The sequence below is a fragment of the Paraglaciecola sp. L3A3 genome (assembly GCF_009796765.1).
Taxonomy (GTDB): domain Bacteria; phylum Pseudomonadota; class Gammaproteobacteria; order Enterobacterales; family Alteromonadaceae; genus Paraglaciecola.
Genome location: NZ_CP047023.1, coordinates 2,744,131 through 2,765,430 on the forward strand (window position 1 = coordinate 2,744,131; position 21,300 = coordinate 2,765,430).

General features: G+C 37.5%; 16 protein-coding genes. 6 read left to right on the forward strand and 10 right to left on the reverse strand.

Annotated elements, in window-relative coordinates; all coding sequences use genetic code 11:
• Positions 1-9: 9 nt before the first annotated feature.
• The 3 genes from GQR87_RS11460 to GQR87_RS11470 all read right to left on the reverse strand — a co-directional run bounded on the left by GQR87_RS11460 (position 10) and on the right by GQR87_RS11470 (position 2,487).
• Positions 10-501, reverse strand: coding sequence for a VOC family protein (locus GQR87_RS11460; RefSeq protein WP_199271606.1), 492 nt, complete (start codon positions 499-501; stop codon positions 10-12).
• A gap of 302 nt (positions 502-803) precedes the next feature.
• Positions 804-1,985 carry a multidrug effflux MFS transporter gene (locus tag GQR87_RS11465; protein ID WP_158969437.1) on the reverse strand — a complete coding sequence of 394 codons (1,182 nt, stop codon included), beginning with the start codon at positions 1,983-1,985 and terminating at the stop codon, positions 804-806.
• Between the two features lie 127 nt (positions 1,986-2,112).
• Positions 2,113-2,487, reverse strand: a complete 375-nt coding sequence (locus GQR87_RS11470) for a YajD family HNH nuclease (RefSeq protein ID WP_158969439.1) — start codon at positions 2,485-2,487, stop codon at positions 2,113-2,115.
• A 288-nt stretch (positions 2,488-2,775) separates the two neighbouring features.
• Between GQR87_RS11470 and GQR87_RS11475 the strand changes: the two genes are divergently transcribed.
• From GQR87_RS11475 to GQR87_RS11485, 3 genes are all read left to right on the forward strand, one after another.
• Positions 2,776-5,076 (forward strand): EAL domain-containing protein, encoded by a 2,301-nt coding sequence (locus GQR87_RS11475; RefSeq protein WP_158969441.1) that lies wholly within the window; start codon positions 2,776-2,778, stop codon positions 5,074-5,076.
• 84 nt (positions 5,077-5,160) lie between these two features.
• Positions 5,161-6,213, forward strand: a complete 1,053-nt coding sequence (locus tag GQR87_RS11480; RefSeq protein ID WP_158969443.1) for an efflux RND transporter periplasmic adaptor subunit — start codon at positions 5,161-5,163, stop codon at positions 6,211-6,213.
• Positions 6,206-9,325: an efflux RND transporter permease subunit gene (locus GQR87_RS11485; protein ID WP_158969445.1), complete on the forward strand. Its 3,120-nt coding sequence runs from the start codon at positions 6,206-6,208 to the stop codon at positions 9,323-9,325. The genes GQR87_RS11480 and GQR87_RS11485 overlap by 8 nt, the downstream gene beginning before the upstream one ends.
• An 11-nt stretch (positions 9,326-9,336) precedes the next feature.
• Here the strand turns inward: GQR87_RS11485 and GQR87_RS11490 are convergent, their stop codons facing one another.
• From GQR87_RS11490 to GQR87_RS11505, 4 genes are all read right to left on the reverse strand, one after another.
• Positions 9,337-10,119, reverse strand: coding sequence for an alpha/beta fold hydrolase (locus tag GQR87_RS11490; RefSeq protein WP_158969447.1), 783 nt, complete (start codon positions 10,117-10,119; stop codon positions 9,337-9,339).
• A gap of 307 nt (positions 10,120-10,426) precedes the next feature.
• Entirely contained in the window at positions 10,427-11,497 is a 1,071-nt protein-coding gene (locus GQR87_RS11495; protein ID WP_233267246.1) for a family 16 glycosylhydrolase, read from the reverse strand.
• A gap of 81 nt (positions 11,498-11,578) precedes the next feature.
• Positions 11,579-13,177, reverse strand: a complete 1,599-nt coding sequence (locus tag GQR87_RS11500) for a LamG-like jellyroll fold domain-containing protein (protein WP_158969449.1) — start codon at positions 13,175-13,177, stop codon at positions 11,579-11,581.
• Positions 13,174-13,743, reverse strand: a complete 570-nt coding sequence (locus GQR87_RS11505; RefSeq protein WP_158972990.1) for a sigma-70 family RNA polymerase sigma factor — start codon at positions 13,741-13,743, stop codon at positions 13,174-13,176. The genes GQR87_RS11500 and GQR87_RS11505 overlap by 4 nt, the downstream gene beginning before the upstream one ends.
• 335 nt (positions 13,744-14,078) lie before the next feature.
• Here GQR87_RS11505 and GQR87_RS11510 point away from each other — a divergent pair, with 335 nt between their 5' ends.
• Positions 14,079-16,703 carry an EAL domain-containing protein gene (locus tag GQR87_RS11510; protein ID WP_158969451.1) on the forward strand — a complete coding sequence of 875 codons (2,625 nt, stop codon included), beginning with the start codon at positions 14,079-14,081 and terminating at the stop codon, positions 16,701-16,703.
• A 130-nt stretch (positions 16,704-16,833) separates the two neighbouring features.
• Here GQR87_RS11510 and GQR87_RS11515 read toward each other — a convergent pair whose 3' ends face one another.
• Positions 16,834-17,376, reverse strand: coding sequence for an NUDIX hydrolase (locus GQR87_RS11515; RefSeq protein ID WP_158969453.1), 543 nt, complete (start codon positions 17,374-17,376; stop codon positions 16,834-16,836).
• A 378-nt stretch (positions 17,377-17,754) separates the two neighbouring features.
• Here GQR87_RS11515 and GQR87_RS11520 point away from each other — a divergent pair, with 378 nt between their 5' ends.
• Both GQR87_RS11520 and GQR87_RS11525 read left to right on the forward strand, forming a co-directional pair.
• Positions 17,755-18,219: a pyridoxamine 5'-phosphate oxidase family protein gene (locus GQR87_RS11520; protein WP_158969455.1), complete on the forward strand. Its 465-nt coding sequence runs from the start codon at positions 17,755-17,757 to the stop codon at positions 18,217-18,219.
• A 65-nt stretch (positions 18,220-18,284) separates the two neighbouring features.
• Positions 18,285-19,451, forward strand: coding sequence for an AI-2E family transporter (locus tag GQR87_RS11525; protein WP_158969457.1), 1,167 nt, complete (start codon positions 18,285-18,287; stop codon positions 19,449-19,451).
• Between the two features lie 43 nt (positions 19,452-19,494).
• Here the strand turns inward: GQR87_RS11525 and GQR87_RS11530 are convergent, their stop codons facing one another.
• On the reverse strand, positions 19,495-20,760 hold the full coding sequence (locus tag GQR87_RS11530) for a Y-family DNA polymerase (protein ID WP_158969459.1): 1,266 nt from the start codon (positions 20,758-20,760) through the stop codon (positions 19,495-19,497).
• Positions 20,760-21,164, reverse strand: coding sequence for a S24 family peptidase (locus tag GQR87_RS11535; protein WP_158969461.1), 405 nt, complete (start codon positions 21,162-21,164; stop codon positions 20,760-20,762). Before GQR87_RS11535 ends, GQR87_RS11530 begins: the two co-directional genes overlap by 1 nt.
• Positions 21,165-21,300 lie beyond the last annotated feature (136 nt).

Sequence of the window (21,300 nt, forward strand, 5' to 3'; positions counted from 1 at the left end):
CTAAAATTTTTATTCTTCTGTAAAATTAGCAGGTACTACTGGTGCATCACCACCTTTAACCCAAAGTAAAATTTCATTACCCCATGGGTCACTAAAAGCGGCATTAAAGCCATTAAACTCACGCCAAAAATGATCTTTCCATAATAAGTTTGCTCCCCTATCAAGAGCACGCTCTAAAATTGCTTCGATACTATCGTCTTCACTGACTAAGATCCAAACACGTGGTTTACGGCCTACTTTAGACAATTCTCTGGGTTCAACCCCTTCTTGTTTTGGATGAGGACGAGCATTCTCAGCTTTATGAATACCAATATGAAAATTACCAATAGCTGACTCAGCTCCCTTGCCGTCAATCATATTGCCTCCAGGAACCATACGATGATAAACACCATATGGTCTTGGATCATTTTCCCATCCAAAAACCTCTGCATAAAACTCGCCTGCAGCCGCAGGATCATCAGCCGCTAAATCAACAAAAATCAGTGTGTTTGGAATCGTCATAATCTCTTACCTAAAGTTTAATAAAGATTTATTATGCTGTCTTAAGGTATTAATTCTGTGCTAAATATGCATGATAACTTGTAATTACAATCACCAAGTTTAATAACTGTTTGCATGGTTGTTTCTAAATAAAAAACTTATGTTGGTAATAATTAAATGCCTCTTGACGATCGCTAAATTGGAAATGATAAACAAGGCTCGGCATTTGTTTATTCAACAATTAAAACAACCATAATGGCGAGTCCCCTCAGAAAATAGTTAACTTATCGGAGGGTGGGAAACATGTGATTGTTATTTGATCTTCAAGAAGCCTTATACATGATTTGTTTCTTTAGCCTAGGTAATTTCCATAATACATATACTGGGATGGCTAGTAACATCAGCAAGGTCAACTGTTCTGCTGCATTAATGGGTAAAAACTGTAACAAGGCCACAACCACAGCGGCACCACTCATTTGAATAAACCCTAGTAAAGCTGAAGCCGTACCAGCGTTGTCTCCAAAAGGTGCTAACGCCTGCCCTGAACACGCTCCCATTAATAACGAAAAACCTAAAGAACTAAACATAACAGGCAACATAAATCCGATTGGACTATTTAAACCCAGTAATGTCAGCATTAACAGACCAGCACTCAGCAACATTAACAGACCAACACCAATGGTTTTTCTTGCTCCCCAACTCCGCAATAATTTCGGAGCCAAAAGACAGGCTGCTATATTTAGCGCTGCATTTAAACTAAACCAGAAAACAAAATCAGATCGACTTAAGCCTAATTTTGCCATTAACCATGCCGGCGAACTGCTGACGTAAGCCAAAATAATAGCCATAGCTAACATCACTACCATTGAGTGGAACAAAAATATGGGGTTTTTAAGTATCGGTAAATATCGAGAAATAGAGATTAACCGTTTATGTTGTTTAGTTTGTATTGGTCTAGTTTCTTTTAAGGTAAAGGCAATAACTAGACCTGCAAAAAGGGCATAAATAGCCATAAATTCAAAATTACTGCGCCAACCAAAATATTCAGTTAAAACATTGCCTAGTATTGGAGCCAGAGCAGGAATACAACAAATAGCACCATTTAGATAGCTATACATCATACCACTTTGTAATGCATCATAGCGGTCACGTACACAAGCAAAAGCCGCAACTACAATTGAACAAGCACCAAGCCCCTGAAGGATCCTGCTAATTAAAATAAATTCGATACTAGTAGCCATTGCGGCCAATAGCGAAGCAAGGCCATAGATAATAATTCCACCTATCGCCACAGGCCTGCGGCCATAGCGATCAGCTAAAGGCCCACTCAGAATTTGCCCAAAACCCAAGCTCAATATAAAAACTGTAATAGTAGCTTGCATATGAGTTAAAGAAACTGAAAACTCATTTGCCATCATAGGTAACGCAGGCAAAAAGATATCAATCGCTAAAGGGCTAAAAATAACCATCAGGATCAATAACGGCAATAGGCTTTTACTTTTCATCGATGTCTCCGATAGTTAATGGCGGGCATCTTACGACATTGATCTAATAAGTGATACAAAAGTATGTAATTCGAGGATTCTAGTGCTGTTAACGGACAAATATCCTACAAATAGTAGATAACAAGTATTATTGTTTTTTACTCGTCATCTGCTCTTTTAAGTCAGCGAATGGATTGTAAGTGCTCGTTTTAATCTCAGTTTCTTCGGTACTACCATAGCGCACCAAATTCTCAAATTTAGTATGTTCTTCATCATGGCAATATAGACACAACAATTCCCAATTACTGCCATCAGTTGGATTATTACCATGGTTATGATCCACATGATGTACTGTCAATTCGGATAGGTTTCTTCGGGTAAATTCTCGACGACAACGACCACAGATCCAAGGATATATATTTAATGCTTGTTCACGGTAACCAGACGCACGTTTACTTTTATATTCTTGCTGCTCAGCAAACACCTTATCGTAACTAGCGGATGTGTTTTTTGCATTGGACATATGTTTTAACCTTAAGTGGAACTTAACTAACATGCTCTGATACTAGAAGTCAGTATCTTTAAATTCACCATAGTATTACCGATTAATCCTAAGTACACCAAGGTATTTATGTAGAAAATTACAAAGTGGCCTAACAGCCATAAATATTTATTTAGGTTTTGCTACAAAATGTAATCGAATCAAAAATATGATTGTATAAAATAAAAAATAATGTTTAATATTAGATAGTTACCGACGAGTAATATCATACCAATAAGTCTCTAAGACTTACATTAGGAAGGTAAGTAAATGGCACCATATTGGATTAGGTATTTGATAACAAAATTTATCACTTATATTATGTTATCTGATGTAGATGGTAATTTAAATGGAATTGAAAAATGGCGTATCAGTGCATTACGAATCGTACTTTTAACAGGCTTTGTTTCATACTCATTAATTGCTTTACATAGTTGCATCATAGCAACCCAGCTGAATCTCTTTTTTATCGTACCACTAACATTATCTTTTTATATTGGTGCAGGTTTAATGTTATGGTTTTCTAGTAAGTACTATACCATTTGTGCCTACAGCCTTTTATTATTAATCTTCGCTGCTTCTATTTCAATTAATGCTATTTCACAAACTCCAACCTTAGCGCTTTACGGATCTATATTTATATTTTCTCTACCCTTGGCTGCATTCACTTTGCTGAATGCACGGGTTGGGTTGGTTTGTATGCTGCTTAATGTCATTCCCTTTATCGCTTTATTAACTGGCTTTCACCTTAGCCAGTACTTCCCACCACATGAACAATTTCAATATGCAAATGTCTATGTTTTGAGTTTAATTTTTATATTTTTTAATATATGTGGGCCTTTAGGTGTAGCACGGTCAAGTATGGCGGCAAGACGTTTAAATAAAGAAATACTGAGCAAAAACCAAGATCTACAAACTCAGAATGATTTTTATAAAACGCTATTTGTAGATGCGGATATTGCCAAATTTGTTATCGATAAAAATAATACAATCATGGAAGTAAATTTAGCGGCAAAGCAGTTACTTAACTACGAAAAATTATCCAATAATCCCCCCACTTACTTAACTGATTTATTCGATGACTTTCCAAGCGAAGCTGGCGAAAAAACCGTCAACCGTAGTATAGATGGCAAAATGAAAGCATTTAAATTAACCCGTAGTACGATGTTTAATAAAGATAATTTCATTCTTACCCTACACGATATTACAGCCAAAGTGATGTTACATAAGACCTTAGCGGCACAAACCATCATCAATAGACAACATAAACTTAGTCAAGAGACAGGCTTAGCAAACCGTATCTGGTTAGAAGATAAACTCAATAAAGTATTAAGTGAAAATAAAATCCAGTTTTGTGTCATTGCTTTTAAAATAAACAATGCTCAGTTTATAGAACAAAAATACAGTTTTAGAATTTTACCTATCTTGCTTAAAGAACTTGCTAAATATTGGCAAATTGGGCAGGACCAGAAAAGTTACTTTGCATCCGTTGATAATGAAAATTTAACTATTATTTGTGAAATTTCCATCATCGAAGTCCGCAATACTATTCAAGCATTTTTTAACACTTTACCTAAAGCGATTAAAATAGAAGAACATATTATTCCAGTTGATCTGAAAGCTGGAATTTCATTCCCAGACTCAACAAAATGTAACGCCGAGAAATTAATCAATAATGCTTTGTATACGGTCAATTCAAGCCAATCCAAGATAACCTTTTACGAAACATCGAGTTTACAACGATTTATTGAACATCAAGAAATTAATATTTTACTTGAAGAAGCGATTTTAGCTGATGAGTTGACCGTAGTTTATCAACCTAAGGTCAAAGCTGACGGACAACTTTCTGGGCTAGAAGCTCTCATGCGCTGGAACTCTTCAGTTATTGGCTTAGTTTCACCTAGTGTGTTTATTCCCATCGCTGAGAAATCTGGGCTAGTGCCCAAAATCACAAAATGGCTCATAACGACTATCTGCAAACAAATTTCTCGTTGGCAAAAACAAGGATTAGATTTAGTGCCAATCGCTTTAAATATTTCTGGTATTGATCTTGACCAAGATAAGTTTCAGAAACACCTGATCTACTCATTACTAGAATATAAAATTAATCCAAAACTGATTGAATTAGAATTGACTGAATCAGCAATTAGTAGTAATAAAGAAAAAGCATTAAAAACCACTAAAGACCTTTCAAACTGGGGCTTCACTATCAGTTTAGATGACTTTGGCGAAGGTTATTCTGGCTTATCGAAACTCATTTCCTATCCAGTAAAACAAGTCAAAATTGATAGGCAATTTGTTACTAATATTCATTTAGATGAACGTAAATCTAAAGTCGTGGAAGCCATAGTTGCAATGTGCCGAGTATTAAATATAGAAGTACTTGCTGAAGGAACTGAAAGCTTAGAAGAAGTGGATAAATTATTATTGTTAGGCTGTGAAAACTTCCAGGGGTATGTGTTTTCAAAACCGCTAGAACCGCTAAAAGTTCAACAATTACTTTTAACGAAAAATGTACATACAGGCATTTCAGAAAAGAGTAAACAATTAACGCATATTAATTCTGCTTAATAAGAACTATTATCACCTATTCATTTTTAACACCAAAAAAGGTATGTTTGTAGTGTCATAAAACACAATAACAGGCTAATTCTCATGGTTCGCAGTATCGCTTTTGTTAGTTTTTACCTTTTTTCTTCATATCTATATGCCATACAAGTTGAGGTTATTACTCCTAAAATAAAAAGTCAGCAATTAGAGCTAACCTTGACCGGCAGTATTGAAGCTTTAAATGACAGTCAATTAACCAGTTTAGAGTCTGGAGTCATTGAAAAAGTGTTCGTCGATGCGGGACAAAAAGTACAAAAAGGACAAGTGTTAGCACAACTCGATTTAGCCTTAGCTAAATTACACTTAGAACAATCCGAAGCAGGCCTGTTAGTTGCGCAAGTTAAGCAGCAAGAAAGTCAACGTTTATACGATGAAATCGTTGATCTTACTAAGCATCAGGTCATCGCAAAAACCTTATTAGCAGAGCGCAAAGCCAACCTAGCAAATAGCCAAGCGTTGGTCGCACAAGCTCAAGCAGCTATTGCTTTACAACAAGAAATTTTAAACCGACATACAATCAAAGCGCCTTTTGCTGGTGTTATTGCCCAGCGCTTTGTTGGCCTAGGTGAATGGATTACTCCTCAAACGCCAATATTACAGCTTATTTCGGATAGCCATTTACGCATTTATGTTGATATCCCCCAAGAATATTTTAATAGGTTTAAGCAAAATGCCAACATCCAAACTGATATCACAACGAATACTCACCAAGTTCAGTCTTTATCGATATCACAGTTGATCCCTATATCAGATCCCAGTAGTCGCACCTTTAGGGCCCGAATAGATTTACCACAAAATACATCACTCATTTCAGGCATGGCAGTGAATGTTACTTTGTATCTCCCTTCTCCTGAGCAACAACCTATAATGGTTATTCCTAAATCAGCGATTAAACGCCATCCCGATGGTAACTACAGCGTGTTTATTGTTGAACAAAGTAAATTACAGCGCGTGATTGTACAACTAATTAATAGTCAATTTGAGCAAGTAGAAGTCAAAGGACTCTCTCCTTTACATCAAGTCGTCACTACTGCTGACAGTATACTTGAGACTGGCTTGTCAGTGACCATCACCAAGGGAAGTCAATCAGGTGTTTAAAAAAGTTATCAATCAAGGCACCATAGTCGCCGTTATTGTTACTATTATTTGTGTCCTAGGTATAGTCGGCGCACTAAAAATACCAGTGCAAATGATCCCAGACCTTGAAGTAAAAACCATTTCTGTACAAACAGGTTGGTCTGGTGCTACGCCCCAAGATATCGAAAAAGAAATACTGTTAGAACAAGAGCGGTATTTACGCAACCTTCCCAATTTAAAACGAATGATTTCTTATGCTTCTATGGGCAGTGCCAGTATAGAACTTGAGTTCCCATTTGGTGTTGATATTAATGACGCCATGATCAACGTTAATAATGCTTTGAGCCAAGTATCGTCTTATCCTGAAAATGTCGATCAGCCAAGACTGATCTCAAGTTCTTTCTCTAGTAATGCCTTCATGTATTACACCTTAAAACCGCAAAATGGTAACCCTCTCAATTTAGATATGGATTTAATTCTCGATTACGCCGAGGATTATGTTCGGCCCAGAATGGAAAGTGTCAAAGGTGTTTCTGAGGTCAGTGTCAGTGGCGGTGCAGCTCGCCAAATTCAAATCAAAATTGACCCATCTCGTTTAGCGCAAAGAGGGATAAGTATTGCTCAAGTAAGAGATGCGGTACGGAATCGAAATTCCGACGCCTCAGCTGGTGATATTGAAACGACTAAAGAGCGGTTTTTAATTCGAGTATTAGGCAGATTCGAACAAGTATCCGAATTAGAAGCTCTTATCATTAAGCGTACCAATAACACTAATATCTATCTTAAAGATGTAGCCGAAATAGCGCTAGATCACTATGAAACCAGAGGCTTATCTTATTTTGATGGCGAACGCACTATCCGCTTATCTGTGCGCAGAGAAAATGGCTCCAATGTTTTAAATATCAAAGAACAAATGCTCACTGTAGTTGAAAGAATTAATGCAGATTTATTGCAATTTAATGGCTTGGAACTCATTTTAACCAGTGATGATGTCAAGTACGTTAAAAGCTCTTTGTTCAATGTTTGGGTTAACTTAATATTAGGGGCGCTTCTTGCCACGTCCGTTATGTATTACTTTTTACGCTCAGCTAAGGTCACCCTAATTGGTATAATAGGGATCCCTATTTGTACCATAGCCGCATTTTTAGCCTTACTGATGTTTGGCAGAACTATCAATGTGATTTCTTTAGCAGGGGTAGCATTTGCCATTGGTATGACAGTCGATAACACCATAGTCGTATTAGAAAGTATTATGCAGGCTAAACAACGCAGTAAAAACAGTCTAGAAGCTGCTTTAAAAGGTGTACAAGATGTTTGGCCTGCTGTACTGGCCTCTACAGCCACTACTATTTTAGTCTTTGCTCCCATACTCTTTGTTCAGCAAGAAGCCGGACAGTTATACTCGGATATTGCCATTGCTATATCTGGGGCTATCATAGCGTCAATGTTAGTCGCCATATTTGTAGTGCCAGTCACCACAGCTAATTTTCACTCATCAAGTTCCCCCCCTAAGCAAAAAGTATTATCCAAAACTTGGTTAATATTTGTGGAAACCTTTATTAAAACGCCCAAAAGAGCCAAGACGACTGTCGTTAGTTTTATTATTTTCACTATGGGTTTAGCTTATTTACTGATGCCCGCAGCAGAATATTTACCCGAAGGAGAAGAGCCTAAAGCCTTTTCAATTATGATTGCCCCGCCAAGTTACAATTTAACTGAAATGGCTAGAATTGGAGAAGAGATAAGAAGCTATCTTGATGAATACGTGAAAGATCCCAGTGATCGTTTTGAACAAGGCGAAACTGACATGCCTCCCCTTGCCTATTATATGATGTCTATATCAGCCGGTAGAATTTGGTTATTAAGTAGCCCTATTGAAGCTGAATATATTCATCAAATGATGGAAGCCATTACCAACAAATTTAAAAGTTACGATAATATGCGAGCCTTTTCTTCTAGAGGCTCCATCATTTCTAGTAACGATGGAGGCACCAGAGCGGTAGCGGTTGATATATCAGGCGCTAACCTTGTTGAGTTATATCAAGCTGCGCAAGCTGTCTATGATCAAGCACAAGTAATTTTTGATGATCCACAAATTAACTCCCAACCCAATTCTTTAAGTCTTAATCAGCCACTAATTGAAGTGTTGCCACGATGGGAAAGATTAGCCGAATTAGGTTTAAATAATGCTGAACTCGGCTATGCCATATCAGCCTTAAGTGACGGTGCATATGTTGACGAATTTATATTAGACGATGATAAAGTCGATATTTTCCTTTTTAGCCAAGCTGGAAATGAACAAAGTTTAGCCCAGCTAGCCAATTCATCTATCATCACCCCTGTGGGAAAAGTTTTGCCATTAAGTGCCTTAGCCGATATGAGATCCAGTTATAGCAGCGATAGTTTGCGACGGGTGGACGGTAAACGTACTGTGTCAGTGTATATAATTCCCCCACGGAATGTGGCTTTAGAAATTGCTGAACAGAAAGTCAGACAAGAGCTATTAACTGAGTTACAACAAAAAGGCAAAATAGCGCAAGGCATCAACTTGACCATTAGTGGCGCAGCTGATCAGCTAGAAGCCACCAAAAACTCACTATCAAGCAACTTTATTATCTCTATCATTCTCAGTTATTTATTGCTGGTCGCTATTTTTACACACTGGCGATTACCTTTATTTATCTTAGCGACTATCCCACTTGGTATGGCAGGCGGATTACTCGGACTCATTTCAATTAATGGTATCAATGGCCTGTTTGCCCAAATGGGCTTACCCAATTTTCATCAACCGCTGGATATGATCACCATGTTAGGTTTCTTAATCTTGCTCGGCACTGTGGTCAACAACCCTATCTTAATTGTTGATCAAACCCGTAAAAACCTAATGCAAGACAATACCGATGTATTAGCGGCAGTCAAAGCAGCAGTGCAAAAACGTCTAATGCCAATACTGATGTCTACTTTTACTACGGTATTTGGTCTGGCCCCTTTAGTGTTAATACCAGGAGAAGGTACTGAGCTTTATCGGGGGGTGGGTATTATCGTTTTATGTGGCATAGTATTTTCTACACTACTGACATTAACTTTTTTGCCTGCACTTTTGGTTACAGTACTCAAAAATAAGCAGGCATAATATTACTAGCTTTAAGTTGAATGAATATCAGCCATCAATATTTGATTGATGGCTTTTGCAGATTTTTCTGGCTGTTCTAACGGGAAAAGATGATAACCATCAAAACAAATCAATTTAAAATGAGGATGGTTTTTCTGCCACCACTTTACGTCTGATTGACCAAATACATTACTATGTTTTGCATAAATGATAGTGCCTTTCACCTTTGACAGATCTTTAGGTAATCGGGTCACTGCGTGATTAAAAATATCTGCTTCCACTTGCGGCGAAAACGTCAGTTCACATTGTGAACCTACTTTGACTAAACCATGATTGATATAACTTTGATAACAATTTTTATGGAAGTTTTTAAACAACGACTTATTTTGATAATAATCAAATGCATGTTGATGATCAGTAAATTGGAAGCGTCTTTTTCTGGTTTGTTTGGCTGGACTGAATCCTTCCCACAAGCCCAATGTTTGCGCCATTTTAATAATGAAACGCTTTTGACTGCCTAAGGTCACAGGATCAATCAGTATCAATTGCTCAAATAGTTCAGGTCTTTCAGCCGCTGCAAGTAAAGTGGCGGCGGCTCCAGCTGAGTGCCCCATGCCAACTACTGGTTGATCATTATGGCTAGCAATATATTCAATCAATTCATCTTTTAGAAAGGTAAGATTGTGTTTATTTTTAAATCCAGCATGACCCATAGTATTGATAAAGTCGATACTGGCATTCTCTAACAAACTAAAAAAGTATTCATAAGACAATGCGGGAAAGCCGTTAGCGTGGGCAAAATGTATTTTTTTCATTCTGTTATCATAACAACAGATCGGATCAGTGAAAACAAATAATCTTTATCTTGGGAATATCTGACCATAGCAAACATAAATCTAAGTCCGGATAAGAAATATCGTCCAAGCTAAATTTAACAATATAACTCAATAGATTAAATACATTCGCCAAAATTCCTCAACTGAACTCTCACTCGGTAACGGAGTTTTTCGTGGATAGCAAGGTGGATTTTCGTATGCTATAGCTGGCTATTGTTAGAAAATCCAACACTGCTAGGCGCAAAAAAGCGATATTGAGGCTCGGATTATCCCGAGCTCAGGTTAGTTACTTTACATTTGGTTTTTTCTTATAATATCTGACGTAATCAAACTTCATACTTGTGCCATCAATATCATCAGATACTGTACCGGCTATTTCGGCTGATAGAATCGCTAAACTAAGTAGAATGTTTGTTTCTGAGTGATTAAAATCATTTTCTTCGACCCGAATTAACTTACCATCAAAATAAAACTCGTGTCTATTTTCGTCCCAAGCGTATCCATAGGTATGGTACTCTTCAGAAAAATCACCATCTGCAGTATCAATTATATGATCTTTAAAGTGGTTAACTTTACCATTTTGTAATGTAGTTACATCCGTCCAGTTATGGATATTGGTGTTAATTTCATTTGGGTAATGACCTTCATTAATATCGATTTCAAAGGCTTTTTCTCCTTCCTTTACACCTTTGGTTTTTGGCCATAACCAAAACGAGTTATTGGTCCCTTTAGCCCCTGCATATTTATATTTTGCTTCAAAATAACCATATTTAAATGTTCTTTTTGTCCAAATATTGCCACAAGTCCAATCTTGACCGCCACGACTCTCCTTTATTGCTTTTAATTCCAATATGCCATCATGCACTTTGGCATTATCGCGCCAACGGCTGCACAATACATAAGGGTTTTCAGTTGGCCCATTTTGAGAAACCCACTTTTCGTCTAATTGTTCATCTGGGTAGTCAAAGTCGTCTGCCCACTCTAAATCCCAGTCGGCTAAGTTTATTGTTTTGTTTTCATCAAGGGCTAATCGGTCTTTAACAGTAACAGCTAAATTAGCGGTAAAATTGCCATCTGTAGTGGTAGCCTGAATGGTGGCATCCCCAGCTGATTTAGCTTTAATTTCACCATTTTGGCTGATCGCAACAATCGTGGGATCACTTGATTTAAAGGTGACCGATTTATCTTCCGCGCTAGTGGGACTAATTAGGGTGGCAACATATTTTTCCTGACCAACTGCAATTGACATAGTGGCAGGTTCAAGACTAATGCCTTGTACTTTATCTACATCTGCCAATGCACCGTTGCTCACACCTACTAACAGCATCAATTGAGCTGCCAATTTAATATTTTTCATTTACTTACCTTATTATTATTTATGCTTGTAAGACATTTGTATTAATAGTGCTTTTTTGACACTTATTAAGCAGTTATTTGCTTAATTAATTTTATTGTTTACCATTATTTGTTGTACTTGTTCTTGATCTAACGCTGCATTCACCACAAACAACTCATCAACCCAACCTTTAAAATACTTATCTAGATAATGTATTTGTTTCTCGTCAAATCCTATATTACGTCCCATAGATAAGGATTTTGATTTTGGATGTTTAAGTTTAGTTAACACTTTTGCGAAAGATTTATTCTTGGTTTTTTCTAACATTCCATCTACATATAATAAAACATGGGTAGCTATATTTGAGCTCTCCCCTCCATACATGACAATTGCCACGTGATGCCATTTATCATCTCTTAAATCCGTACTGCCCACTACTTGTGCGTTATACGTGCCAACTCGAATACAGCCAATTTGGCCATCAACATGTTCAGGATTAGGTGATATTTGCCATGACGCATAATCTTCCTGTAATCCCCAGCTCAATATTCCATAGGCATTATTAACAGAAAAGTGATGGGGAATTTTCAGCCAAAAAGCCACAGTTCTGGGATTGTCATCAGCTATACCTGGAAACTCAGTCTCTAACCAACTGCCATTACCATCAAAAAATACTGCCTCACCGAACACGCCATTTCCTTGGGTTATTTTTTTACCTTCAGTGATATTTCTATCCATTGCTGAATATTGTTTATCATCAATACCTTTGCCCATGGATGGAAAACCATTATTGATTTTTTCATTAAATGTCCAATGTAAAAATTCTGGTGCTTTAGCTGATTTTCCCGGTAAAGCACGCATAAACTTTGCAGACTCACTGGTAATCTCAAACATTTCTTGTTGTTTATTAAAACCTAATGCTTGATCTTTCTTTATGTGTTTATAAGTTTGTGAACGATTTGAGCGGGCTTTCACCTCACCTTCAATTACGTGAATTTGTGAGTCACCGCTTTGATCAACCCGAACTGCAAATTCAGTTCCTAGGTCAACAATTTCTGAACTAGGTGTGTCAATTTTAAATCCAATAGCCTGCTCAGGGACTCTTGCCACTAAAATTCCCTTATTTACCACAACCAAGTTTTCAGACTTAATATACAAATCAATAGGTGCTTCTAAAACCAACTTCACCCCATTAGTTAAGACTATTTCACTATATCCTTCGGATAAAACTATTCCTCCTTTTTTGATAGTTTTCCCTACTCTATAATCTACATAATTGGTCACAACCGATGCCACTTTAGTAATCGTTGCAATATCTTTATTCAACATAAAGGCAGTGTAATAAATAACTAGGCCTGTACATAAAACAACACTGGCGGCCATAGAAAAAGTATTCCAAAACCTTGGGGGGGGTGATTTAACTTGGCTATGATTATCAATTGATTTTATGACCTTGCTAGAAATATCCGCGTTAGGCGTGATATTAATCCGAGCGATGACCTCTTTAACAAATAGCTCTCTATCTTCTTCATTTAACTTATTGGCGAGTAAACGATCTGTGGCAACCACTTTTGCCAGTTCGGTTAATAATGCTGGGTTTTGTTTGCACTCAGTTAAAAGTGCTTGATAGACATCTTCGCCATTTAAATAAGCAGCGATTAATATTTCTTGTTTTTCCGTTAACGTCGGTAATGAACTCACGATTTAAATCCCTCGATTGAAGAATCGATACAATCTTTTAAACGTTTTCTTATTCTAAACATTTGCATAGTCATAGCTGAATGTTTCACTTGATATTTTTCTGTCATTTCGCTCATGGAAAAACCTTCAACATAATGATCAGTCATTAGTGTTTGCATTTTTGTATTGAGCTTTTTGAGACAATGTCTAAGTGCATCAAGAGAAGCCGATTCATTAGACTGATTGTAATGTTGATCTATCTCATTTTTTATCAAGTCATCTAATTCAGTGTCACTGCCCACAGCAATTGGTTTATGTTTGCGAATATGGTTTTTATATAAGTTAAAGGCAATCCCCCTTAACCAAGCCCCAAAAGAACGGTCTTCCTCAAAATCAGTTATTTTATTGTAGGCCAGTATAAAAGTTTCTTGAGCTAGATCTTCAGCCTCATGAGGCTCAGACAATCGAACAATTAGAAAGGCGCGAACTGACACTTCATACCTTTTAACTAACACTGAATAAGCATTTACATCACCGCTTTTGACTTGCTTGATCAGGTAGTAATCATCTATTTCATCGTGAATAATGTTATTTCCGTTTTATTTTTTCTGTATTGACATCATCTATTGTCATCTGAAACTTGAACTGACACTTTAATTTTTATTTCGTTTTGCATATAGCCCCACGGCCCCAAATTAACAAAAAGTATATTTAAATAAACTAACGTTCTAAGAAGATACTTTCCATACTATGAATAATTCATTTTTAATAAAACAACATTTAAATATAAGATGTTACCAAGGGAGTGGTTATTACAATGAGTTTGTAAATGTAGAGTATATTTAACAACTGTAAATTATTACAATTATCGATAGTGTTTATACATTTCTGGTGCTTACATTATCAAACATGGGCTTGTAATATGAAATCTAAACAAAACACAAACACTACCCCATTAAACTTTCATCAACCTCAATCGCCTTCCATTGAGATTTATCTCAACGCTGTTTTCTACCATTCCAGAGACCCAATATTCGTAAAAGATGAAGACTGTAGATTACTCCTTGTTAATGATGCATTTTGTAAAATTTTTGGCTTAGCTAGAAATGAAATAATTGGCAAAACACTAGCCGAAAAAGTTCCTTTAGCAGAAAGAGAGTTTTTTTTATCTATTGATAAACAAGTACTCCAAGACGGTAACGAAATACTATGTGAAGAAACGCTCACCACAAATGGAACACAAACTAAAACTATTCAAACTAGAAAAAGTCGATTTATCGATTCCTCTGGAAATTATTTTCTGGTTGGGGTGATTTACGATATTACTGAAGCTAAGCAAACCGAATTACGTGAAAAATCTCGTACCCTTGTCTTAGAATTAATCATGAGGGGGGAAGCCTTGACGGTTATTTTAGAGGCTATAGTAGGCGCTGTTGAACAAGCCAATCCCAACATGTTATGTAGCGTATTATTACTTGACGATGCTGGCAAACATCTATTAAGTGGCACCGCATCTAGCCTGCCTGATTTCTATAATGAAGCCGTTGATGGTATGGCTATTGGCTTGGGTGTAGGCTCTTGTGGCACCGCTGCTTTTACTAATCAACGTGTTATTGTCGATGATATTCAAACTCATCCTTATTGGGTATCTTTTAAAGACCTAGCAAGTAAAGCAAAATTGGCCGCATGTTGGTCTGAACCGATACGTTCCACAAAAGGCAAAGTTTTAGGTACTTTTGCTATCTACCACCACAATATCAATTATCCAACAAACGCTGATCTGGCCTTAATTGAACAAACTGCAAGTTTGGCAAGTATTGCCATTGAACAAAAACAATCTAATGAAAAAATAACACGAGCAGCTAGCGTATTTACCCACGCCAATGAGGGCATTATCATAACAGATGCCAATGCTACGATAATAGAAGTCAACGATACCTTCACTGCTATTACTGGTTACACATTTGAAGACGTACAAGGACACAATCCAAAATTACTTCAATCTGGAAACCATTCTGCCAAGTTTTATAATGATATGTGGATCACTATATTAGACAAAGGTCATTGGAGTGGTGAGATATGGAACCGCCGTAAAAACGGTGAAATTTATCCAGAAAGGATCACCATTAGCGCAGTAAAAGATACGGCTGGCATAGTACAGCACTACGTTTCATTATCTACTGACATTACCAATATGAAGACCTATCAAGGGCAACTAGAGCGTATTGCCCATTATGATTCACTCACCAACTTACCTAATAGAGTCTTACTGGCAGACCGTCTAAGTCAAGCTATGGTTCACAATCAAAGATGTAATCAGTCATTAGCTGTAGCATTCATGGATTTAGATGGCTTCAAAGCCATCAATGATAACTATGGTCATGATATAGGGGACGAACTACTCATTGCAGTATCACAACGCATGAAAGAGGCTTTACGTGAAGGAGATACCCTAGCAAGAATTGGCGGTGATGAGTTTATTGCAGTAATAGTTGATTTGGAAAAATTTGATGATAGTCGGCTAATATTAGATCGCCTACTACATGCTGCTTCTACCCCAGTTAAATTAGCGAATGCAGTTATGCAAGTTTCAGTTAGTATTGGTGTCACTCTTTATCCTCAAGACGGTGTAGACGCAGAACAACTCATGCGACATGCCGATCAAGCCATGTATGCGGCTAAACAAGCAGGTAAAAACCATTATCACCTGTTTGATACAGAGCAAGATAATGCGATTAATTCACAACGTGAAAGCATTGCCAGTATTCGATTAGCAATAATTAAACACGAGTTTGTTTTGCATTATCAACCTAAAGTGAATATGCATACTGGTGAAGTGATAGGTGCCGAAGCACTAATTCGTTGGCAACATCCTACAAATGGCTTGATTCCCCCATTAGATTTTTTACCTGTGATAGAAAACCATGATATTAGTCTTGAACTGGGTGAATGGGTGATTGAAACCGCATTACAGCAAATAGTTTTATGGCGAAACTTTGGCATCAATCTGCCAATTAGTGTCAACATTAGTGCCTATCAACTGCAACAAAGTAACTTTACCCATCGATTAGCTGAATTGTTGTCCGCTCATCCAGATGTCAATCCGAACTATTTAGAATTAGAAATATTAGAAACCAGTGCATTACATGACATTGGTCAAGTCTCTGCCACTATGCAAGCATGTCATGAACTAGGTGTATGTTTTGCCCTAGATGATTTTGGCACTGGTTATTCATCACTTTCTTACCTCAAGCGTTTACCTGCATATTTAATTAAAATTGGTCAAAGCTTTGTACGAGATATGTTAGACGACGCTGATGATTTAGCGATTGTTGAAGGTGTAGTGGGTTTAGCTAAAGCGTTCCAGCGAGAAGTCATTGCCGAAGGGGTAGAAACCACTGAGCATGGGATTAGCCTTTTACAATTGGGCTGCCAATTGGCGCAAGGGTACGGCATCGCCCGTCCTATGTCAGGAAACGAAATACCCAATTGGATATCTAACTGGAAAGCAGATGATTCATGGCTAGCAACAGAAGTTTTAAGGTAAATTGATTCGAATAACCAAGCTCTTCTATAAAATTACTCCGAGCGTTACTTATACAGAGAAGTTAGATTAACCTTTAGTTTATTGCTGTTAGTTTTCTACTTTATGTATTTCCAGTACTAACGAGTCATCATCATTTTTCACGTATTAACTCTTCGGCAATCATCTTCAATAAAAAGGTTTCTCTTTCAATCGAAAGTCCTTTTTTATCACTGTTAGTCATCACCTCTTCGTTATGAGCAATTGCCTGATGAATATTTACCCAAAGCGGAGTCATACCGTTACTCACTTCATATGACTCAAAGGCAGTCTCCCCTAACTCATCATCAATATCACACACATAACAATACGACACCATATGAATAATATCAGCGTTAGGCTTATGCCAAGGTCTGTATTCATCATAACGGGCAAAAGCTTGTATATTACGTACGCCTTTTGCACCGGTTTCTTCCTGTAACTCACGAATTAAACCTGCTATTTCATCTTCCCCTTCGTCTATACCGCCACCGGGTAGACTGTAATCATGATACCGCTGGGTAAATAACAGTAAAATTTTATCACCTTTCACTACAATCCCTCGTGCAGCATGGCGTGTTATTAGTTTTAACTCACTTGTTACGCAAATGTCCGCAGGAGAGACATCAGGATGAAACGCCGTTTTAATTAGTTGCATAAATATATTCCTAAGAAGCGACCATTATTTGATAATTTTTGCAGATATCCATTGTCTAGTTTTGCCTTTGAGTATTTTATCTTTTGCTTAATTACCAGAAAAAATGGCGTAGTATGTTCGCTGCATTCCATTCAAACAAGGTATCTTTTCCAATATTCATTCTGATATTCGATGCATCCCGCCCAATTGAGACATTTCTACAAATAGTAGTGAAATTATTACATGCTTATATTGATAAGCTTCCAAACCATCCCAAGAAAAAACCGTTTAACCAACTGAATTAAAAGGATTTTAATTCAACTACTTAACTGGTATACATGCTGCTTTAATCAAGCCAATTGAGTATTCACCTTAATGAAAATTTAACAGGAGTCTTTTATGTCAGCGGATATACTAAATACCATGTGGCAAAAATTAGCAGATAGTCCCTTAGTCATGGTTGGACTTAATAACAATAGTGAGCATAGTGAACCCATGCGGGCGCAATTAGATGAAAACGCTAAAGGTCATTTTTGGTTTTATACCACTATAGATAACCGTATAGCTCAAGGTGGATCTGCTATGCTGCAATTCGCCAGCAAAGACCACGAATTATTTGCTTGTATTGCAGGTCAGTTAGTTGCCGAAACCGACGAACAAATTATTGAAAAATATTGGTCAAGTTCAGTAGAAGCTTGGTATAAAGAAGGCAAAAAGGATCCAAAATTAAGTATGATGCGCTTTGAACTGGATAGTGCCGAAATATGGACAGTTGATCCTAGTATGGTGGGCTTAATAAAATTAACCACAGGCGCCACTTTGTCAGCCGAAGAAATGGGCAGCCACAAAAAAATTGCATTTTAGTCCTCTTCTCTCGCCCATATTATTATCTATGGGCGAGCTTTTTAACATTAGCCCTTAGGAAAATGATGGATAATTCAACTGAAAGTAGCCAACTCATAACAGATAATTCTAAAGGGAATGAAGTCAAACGCTTATCTAATATCCCCTGTATTAAATGGATTCTGTTTTTAGCTGTTTTATATACTTTATATTTTGCACAGTCTTTAATTATCCCTATTGTATTAACCATTTTAATTGCCTTATTACTCAGTCCACTGGTGGCTGCCTGTAAACGTATCCATATTCCCCGTGCGATATCCTCTATTGTGTTATTAAGCATGTTAGCCACACCTTTTACTCTGATTACGATAGAGCTCACTGAACCGGCTGAGAAATGGGCCAAACTCTTGCCCAAACTATCTTTACAAGTGACAGAACAATTTGAATCCATCAGCAGCTCTTTTGAACAACAGCAACAAATCGAAAAGCAAAAATCGTCCCCAAAAAAAGGCCTCAGTTTATTTGACTGGTTTAGTAATGATGACGATGCAAATAAACAAAAAAATAAGTCTGACACTAATGTTGTTACCGAACGCATCAAACAAGGTGGTATGGAAGTTATTATTGAAGTCATTAGTGCCACCCCCTTTATTCTGACTCAGATATTAACGGGCATAATTTTGATTTTATTCTTGCTGATCTTTGGCCCAAATTTATTTGCTGCTTTTGTTAAAGAGTTACCCAATAAAAAACAACAACAAAAAGCCTTAGATCTAGTGGGAGTCATCCAAAGTCAGCTATCTCGCTATATCAGTACTGTCAGTATCATCAATTTTGTCTTGGGTTTATCCACTGCTATTGCCCTATCAATCATAGGTTTAGAAGATGCATTATTATGGGGTGTAATTGTAGGTGTCCTAAACTTTATTCCCTATGCTGGCATGATATTCGGTGTCTGTATTTTAGCTCTTGCCGGTACAGTACAATATGGTTTTACCGTCACAGTGTTAATACCTATTGGTGCTTACCTCACCCTGAACCTTATCGAATCACAATTTATCACACCTATGGTACTAGGAAAAAACATGCAACTTAATCCACTAGTGGTGATCTTATGGCTACTATTATGTGGTTGGTTATGGGGGCTTGCAGGCGTACTTCTATCAGTGCCTTTGTTAGTATGTATTAAGTTAGTATTAACCGAGTTAGGGATTTGGAAAAACTGGCTGAGAATTATTGAGGCTGGAGCTTAGTCTCTGAATATTTTGATATTTTTCTGCTACAGTAAAGCAAAATTTAACAGAGGATCTTAGGAATATCACTCCATTTGGTCGTGTACTGCGGTGATAAAAATTCACGGCGCATAGCAAACTTTTGCTCAAAGCCTTTTGCTGCAGTATGTAATGTTGAGCGACCAAATCTGGCATTGATAGTATCCATACATGACATGAGTTTGGGGTTATCTGTAGACGGACTAAAAAGATCATACTGAAACAGCTGCTCTGAATGTAAATCCATTAAGCCTACACCACATTTATAATATCGAATTCCAGACTTAAACACCTTGTTTAAAGCCGCCTGGGTAAGCTTAATGATATTGATGGTGTCATTGGTTGGCACAGTAAATCGATGGAAGTAAGACTCGCTAAAATAGCCATCATAGTCATGGGGCGAACTAGACGCAAAAAAGGTCACAGCTGCAGCTAAACTTTTTTGTTTTCTTAATTTTGCCGCGACTATTTCAACATGGGTTGCCATAGCAAATTGTAATTGCTCAATCTCGGTGATCCGCTGTCCAAAACTGCGTGTACTATATATTTCCTTTTTTGCCGCTCTAACATTATCCCAATTATGCCGCACCTCGCCATTTAACTCTCTTACTGTACTTTCCACTAAAATTGAAAAGTCTTTTCTTACTTTTGTAGGATTTTGCTTGGCTAAATCCCATGCGTTGTTGATCCCCATTAGATTCAGTCGCCGACCTAAGCGACTACCTATTCCCCAGATATCAGTGACTAACATTTGCGACAAAATATCCTTGCGCTTAACTTCACTGTCGATGACTGCTACGCCATTAAATCCACTTATTCTTTTTGCCGCATGATTGGCTGCCTTAGCCAGTGTAGGTGTGCTGCCCATTCCCACACAAATAGGTAATCTCACCTCACGCCATACTGTTTTGCGAATAGCTTCAGCTAACTTGTGCCACCCTTGGGCAGGTGCTGAAACACTTTTACCGTAAGACAGAAAACATTCATCGATTGAATAAATATTCATATCAGGAGCAAACCGAGCGCAGGTATCCATCATACGTTGACTAAGATCAGCATAAAGCTCATAGTTACTGGAGCGTATCACTGCCCCCACAGCTTCAAGCTCTTTTTTTACTTGAAAATAGGGTACAAACTTCTTACCAACCCCCATCTGTTTGGCAATCCCGCAAGCGGCGCAGATACAACCATCGTTGTTGGTCAGCACCACCACAGGTTTATTCCGTATTGCAGGGTCAAACACCTTTTCGCAACTGGCATACATACTATTTACGTCACAAAGAGCGTACATCAGAGCTTTTTCTTAAATGCGCGGTGTAACCGAATTGACCGTGTCACCACACCCTCAATCTGAAATTCATCACCTTCACAGAGATAATAGGGCGCAAAACCTTTACCTGATGAAATCAAACATTTTTGTACCTTATCTATCTTTTTACAGACAAACACCCCGTTTAAATTGGCGACTACCACGTCGTGATCTTTAATAGTTTGGGAACGATCCACTATCAGTAAATCCCCTGAAAAAATGCCATCACCTTTCATTGACTCTCCTTCAGCAATCCCAATATAAGTCGCTGATGGGTGGTCAATAAGAAGTTGGTCTAAGTTAAGTCTTAGTTGGCTATATTCAGCTGCCGGAGACTCAAAACCAACAATGCCCGCATGGGCTTTAATAGGAATAAATTTCAACATATACTGTAATTATATACAGTTATTTATTTTAGTCACCTACTAATACCCATGACTATGATTAAAAATAAAATCCCTTGTAAATATGGCGAAAAAACAGCCCCTAGGTATACCTTCAAGCAAAATGTTTATGCTAGTA

Excerpts from the sequence above, each read along its gene's own strand:
- GQR87_RS11515 (WP_158969453.1), bottom strand. The coding sequence starts at position 17,376 with ATGCAACTAATTAAAACGGCGTTTCATCCTGATGTCTCTCCTGCGGAC.
- GQR87_RS11465 (WP_158969437.1), bottom strand. The coding sequence starts at position 1,985 with ATGAAAAGTAAAAGCCTATTGCCGTTATTGATCCTGATGGTTATTTTT.
- GQR87_RS11525 (WP_158969457.1), top strand. The coding sequence starts at position 18,285 with ATGGATAATTCAACTGAAAGTAGCCAACTCATAACAGATAATTCTAAA.
- GQR87_RS11495 (WP_233267246.1), bottom strand. The coding sequence starts at position 11,497 with ATGAAAAATATTAAATTGGCAGCTCAATTGATGCTGTTAGTAGGTGTG.
- GQR87_RS11480 (WP_158969443.1), top strand. The coding sequence starts at position 5,161 with ATGGTTCGCAGTATCGCTTTTGTTAGTTTTTACCTTTTTTCTTCATAT.
- GQR87_RS11535 (WP_158969461.1), bottom strand. The coding sequence starts at position 21,164 with ATGTTGAAATTTATTCCTATTAAAGCCCATGCGGGCATTGTTGGTTTT.
- GQR87_RS11460 (WP_199271606.1), bottom strand. The coding sequence starts at position 501 with ATGACGATTCCAAACACACTGATTTTTGTTGATTTAGCGGCTGATGAT.
- GQR87_RS11475 (WP_158969441.1), top strand. The coding sequence starts at position 2,776 with ATGGCACCATATTGGATTAGGTATTTGATAACAAAATTTATCACTTAT.
- GQR87_RS11510 (WP_158969451.1), top strand. The coding sequence starts at position 14,079 with ATGAAATCTAAACAAAACACAAACACTACCCCATTAAACTTTCATCAA.
- GQR87_RS11470 (WP_158969439.1), bottom strand. The coding sequence starts at position 2,487 with ATGTCCAATGCAAAAAACACATCCGCTAGTTACGATAAGGTGTTTGCT.
- GQR87_RS11520 (WP_158969455.1), top strand. The coding sequence starts at position 17,755 with ATGTCAGCGGATATACTAAATACCATGTGGCAAAAATTAGCAGATAGT.
- GQR87_RS11490 (WP_158969447.1), bottom strand. The coding sequence starts at position 10,119 with ATGAAAAAAATACATTTTGCCCACGCTAACGGCTTTCCCGCATTGTCT.
- GQR87_RS11530 (WP_158969459.1), bottom strand. The coding sequence starts at position 20,760 with ATGTACGCTCTTTGTGACGTAAATAGTATGTATGCCAGTTGCGAAAAG.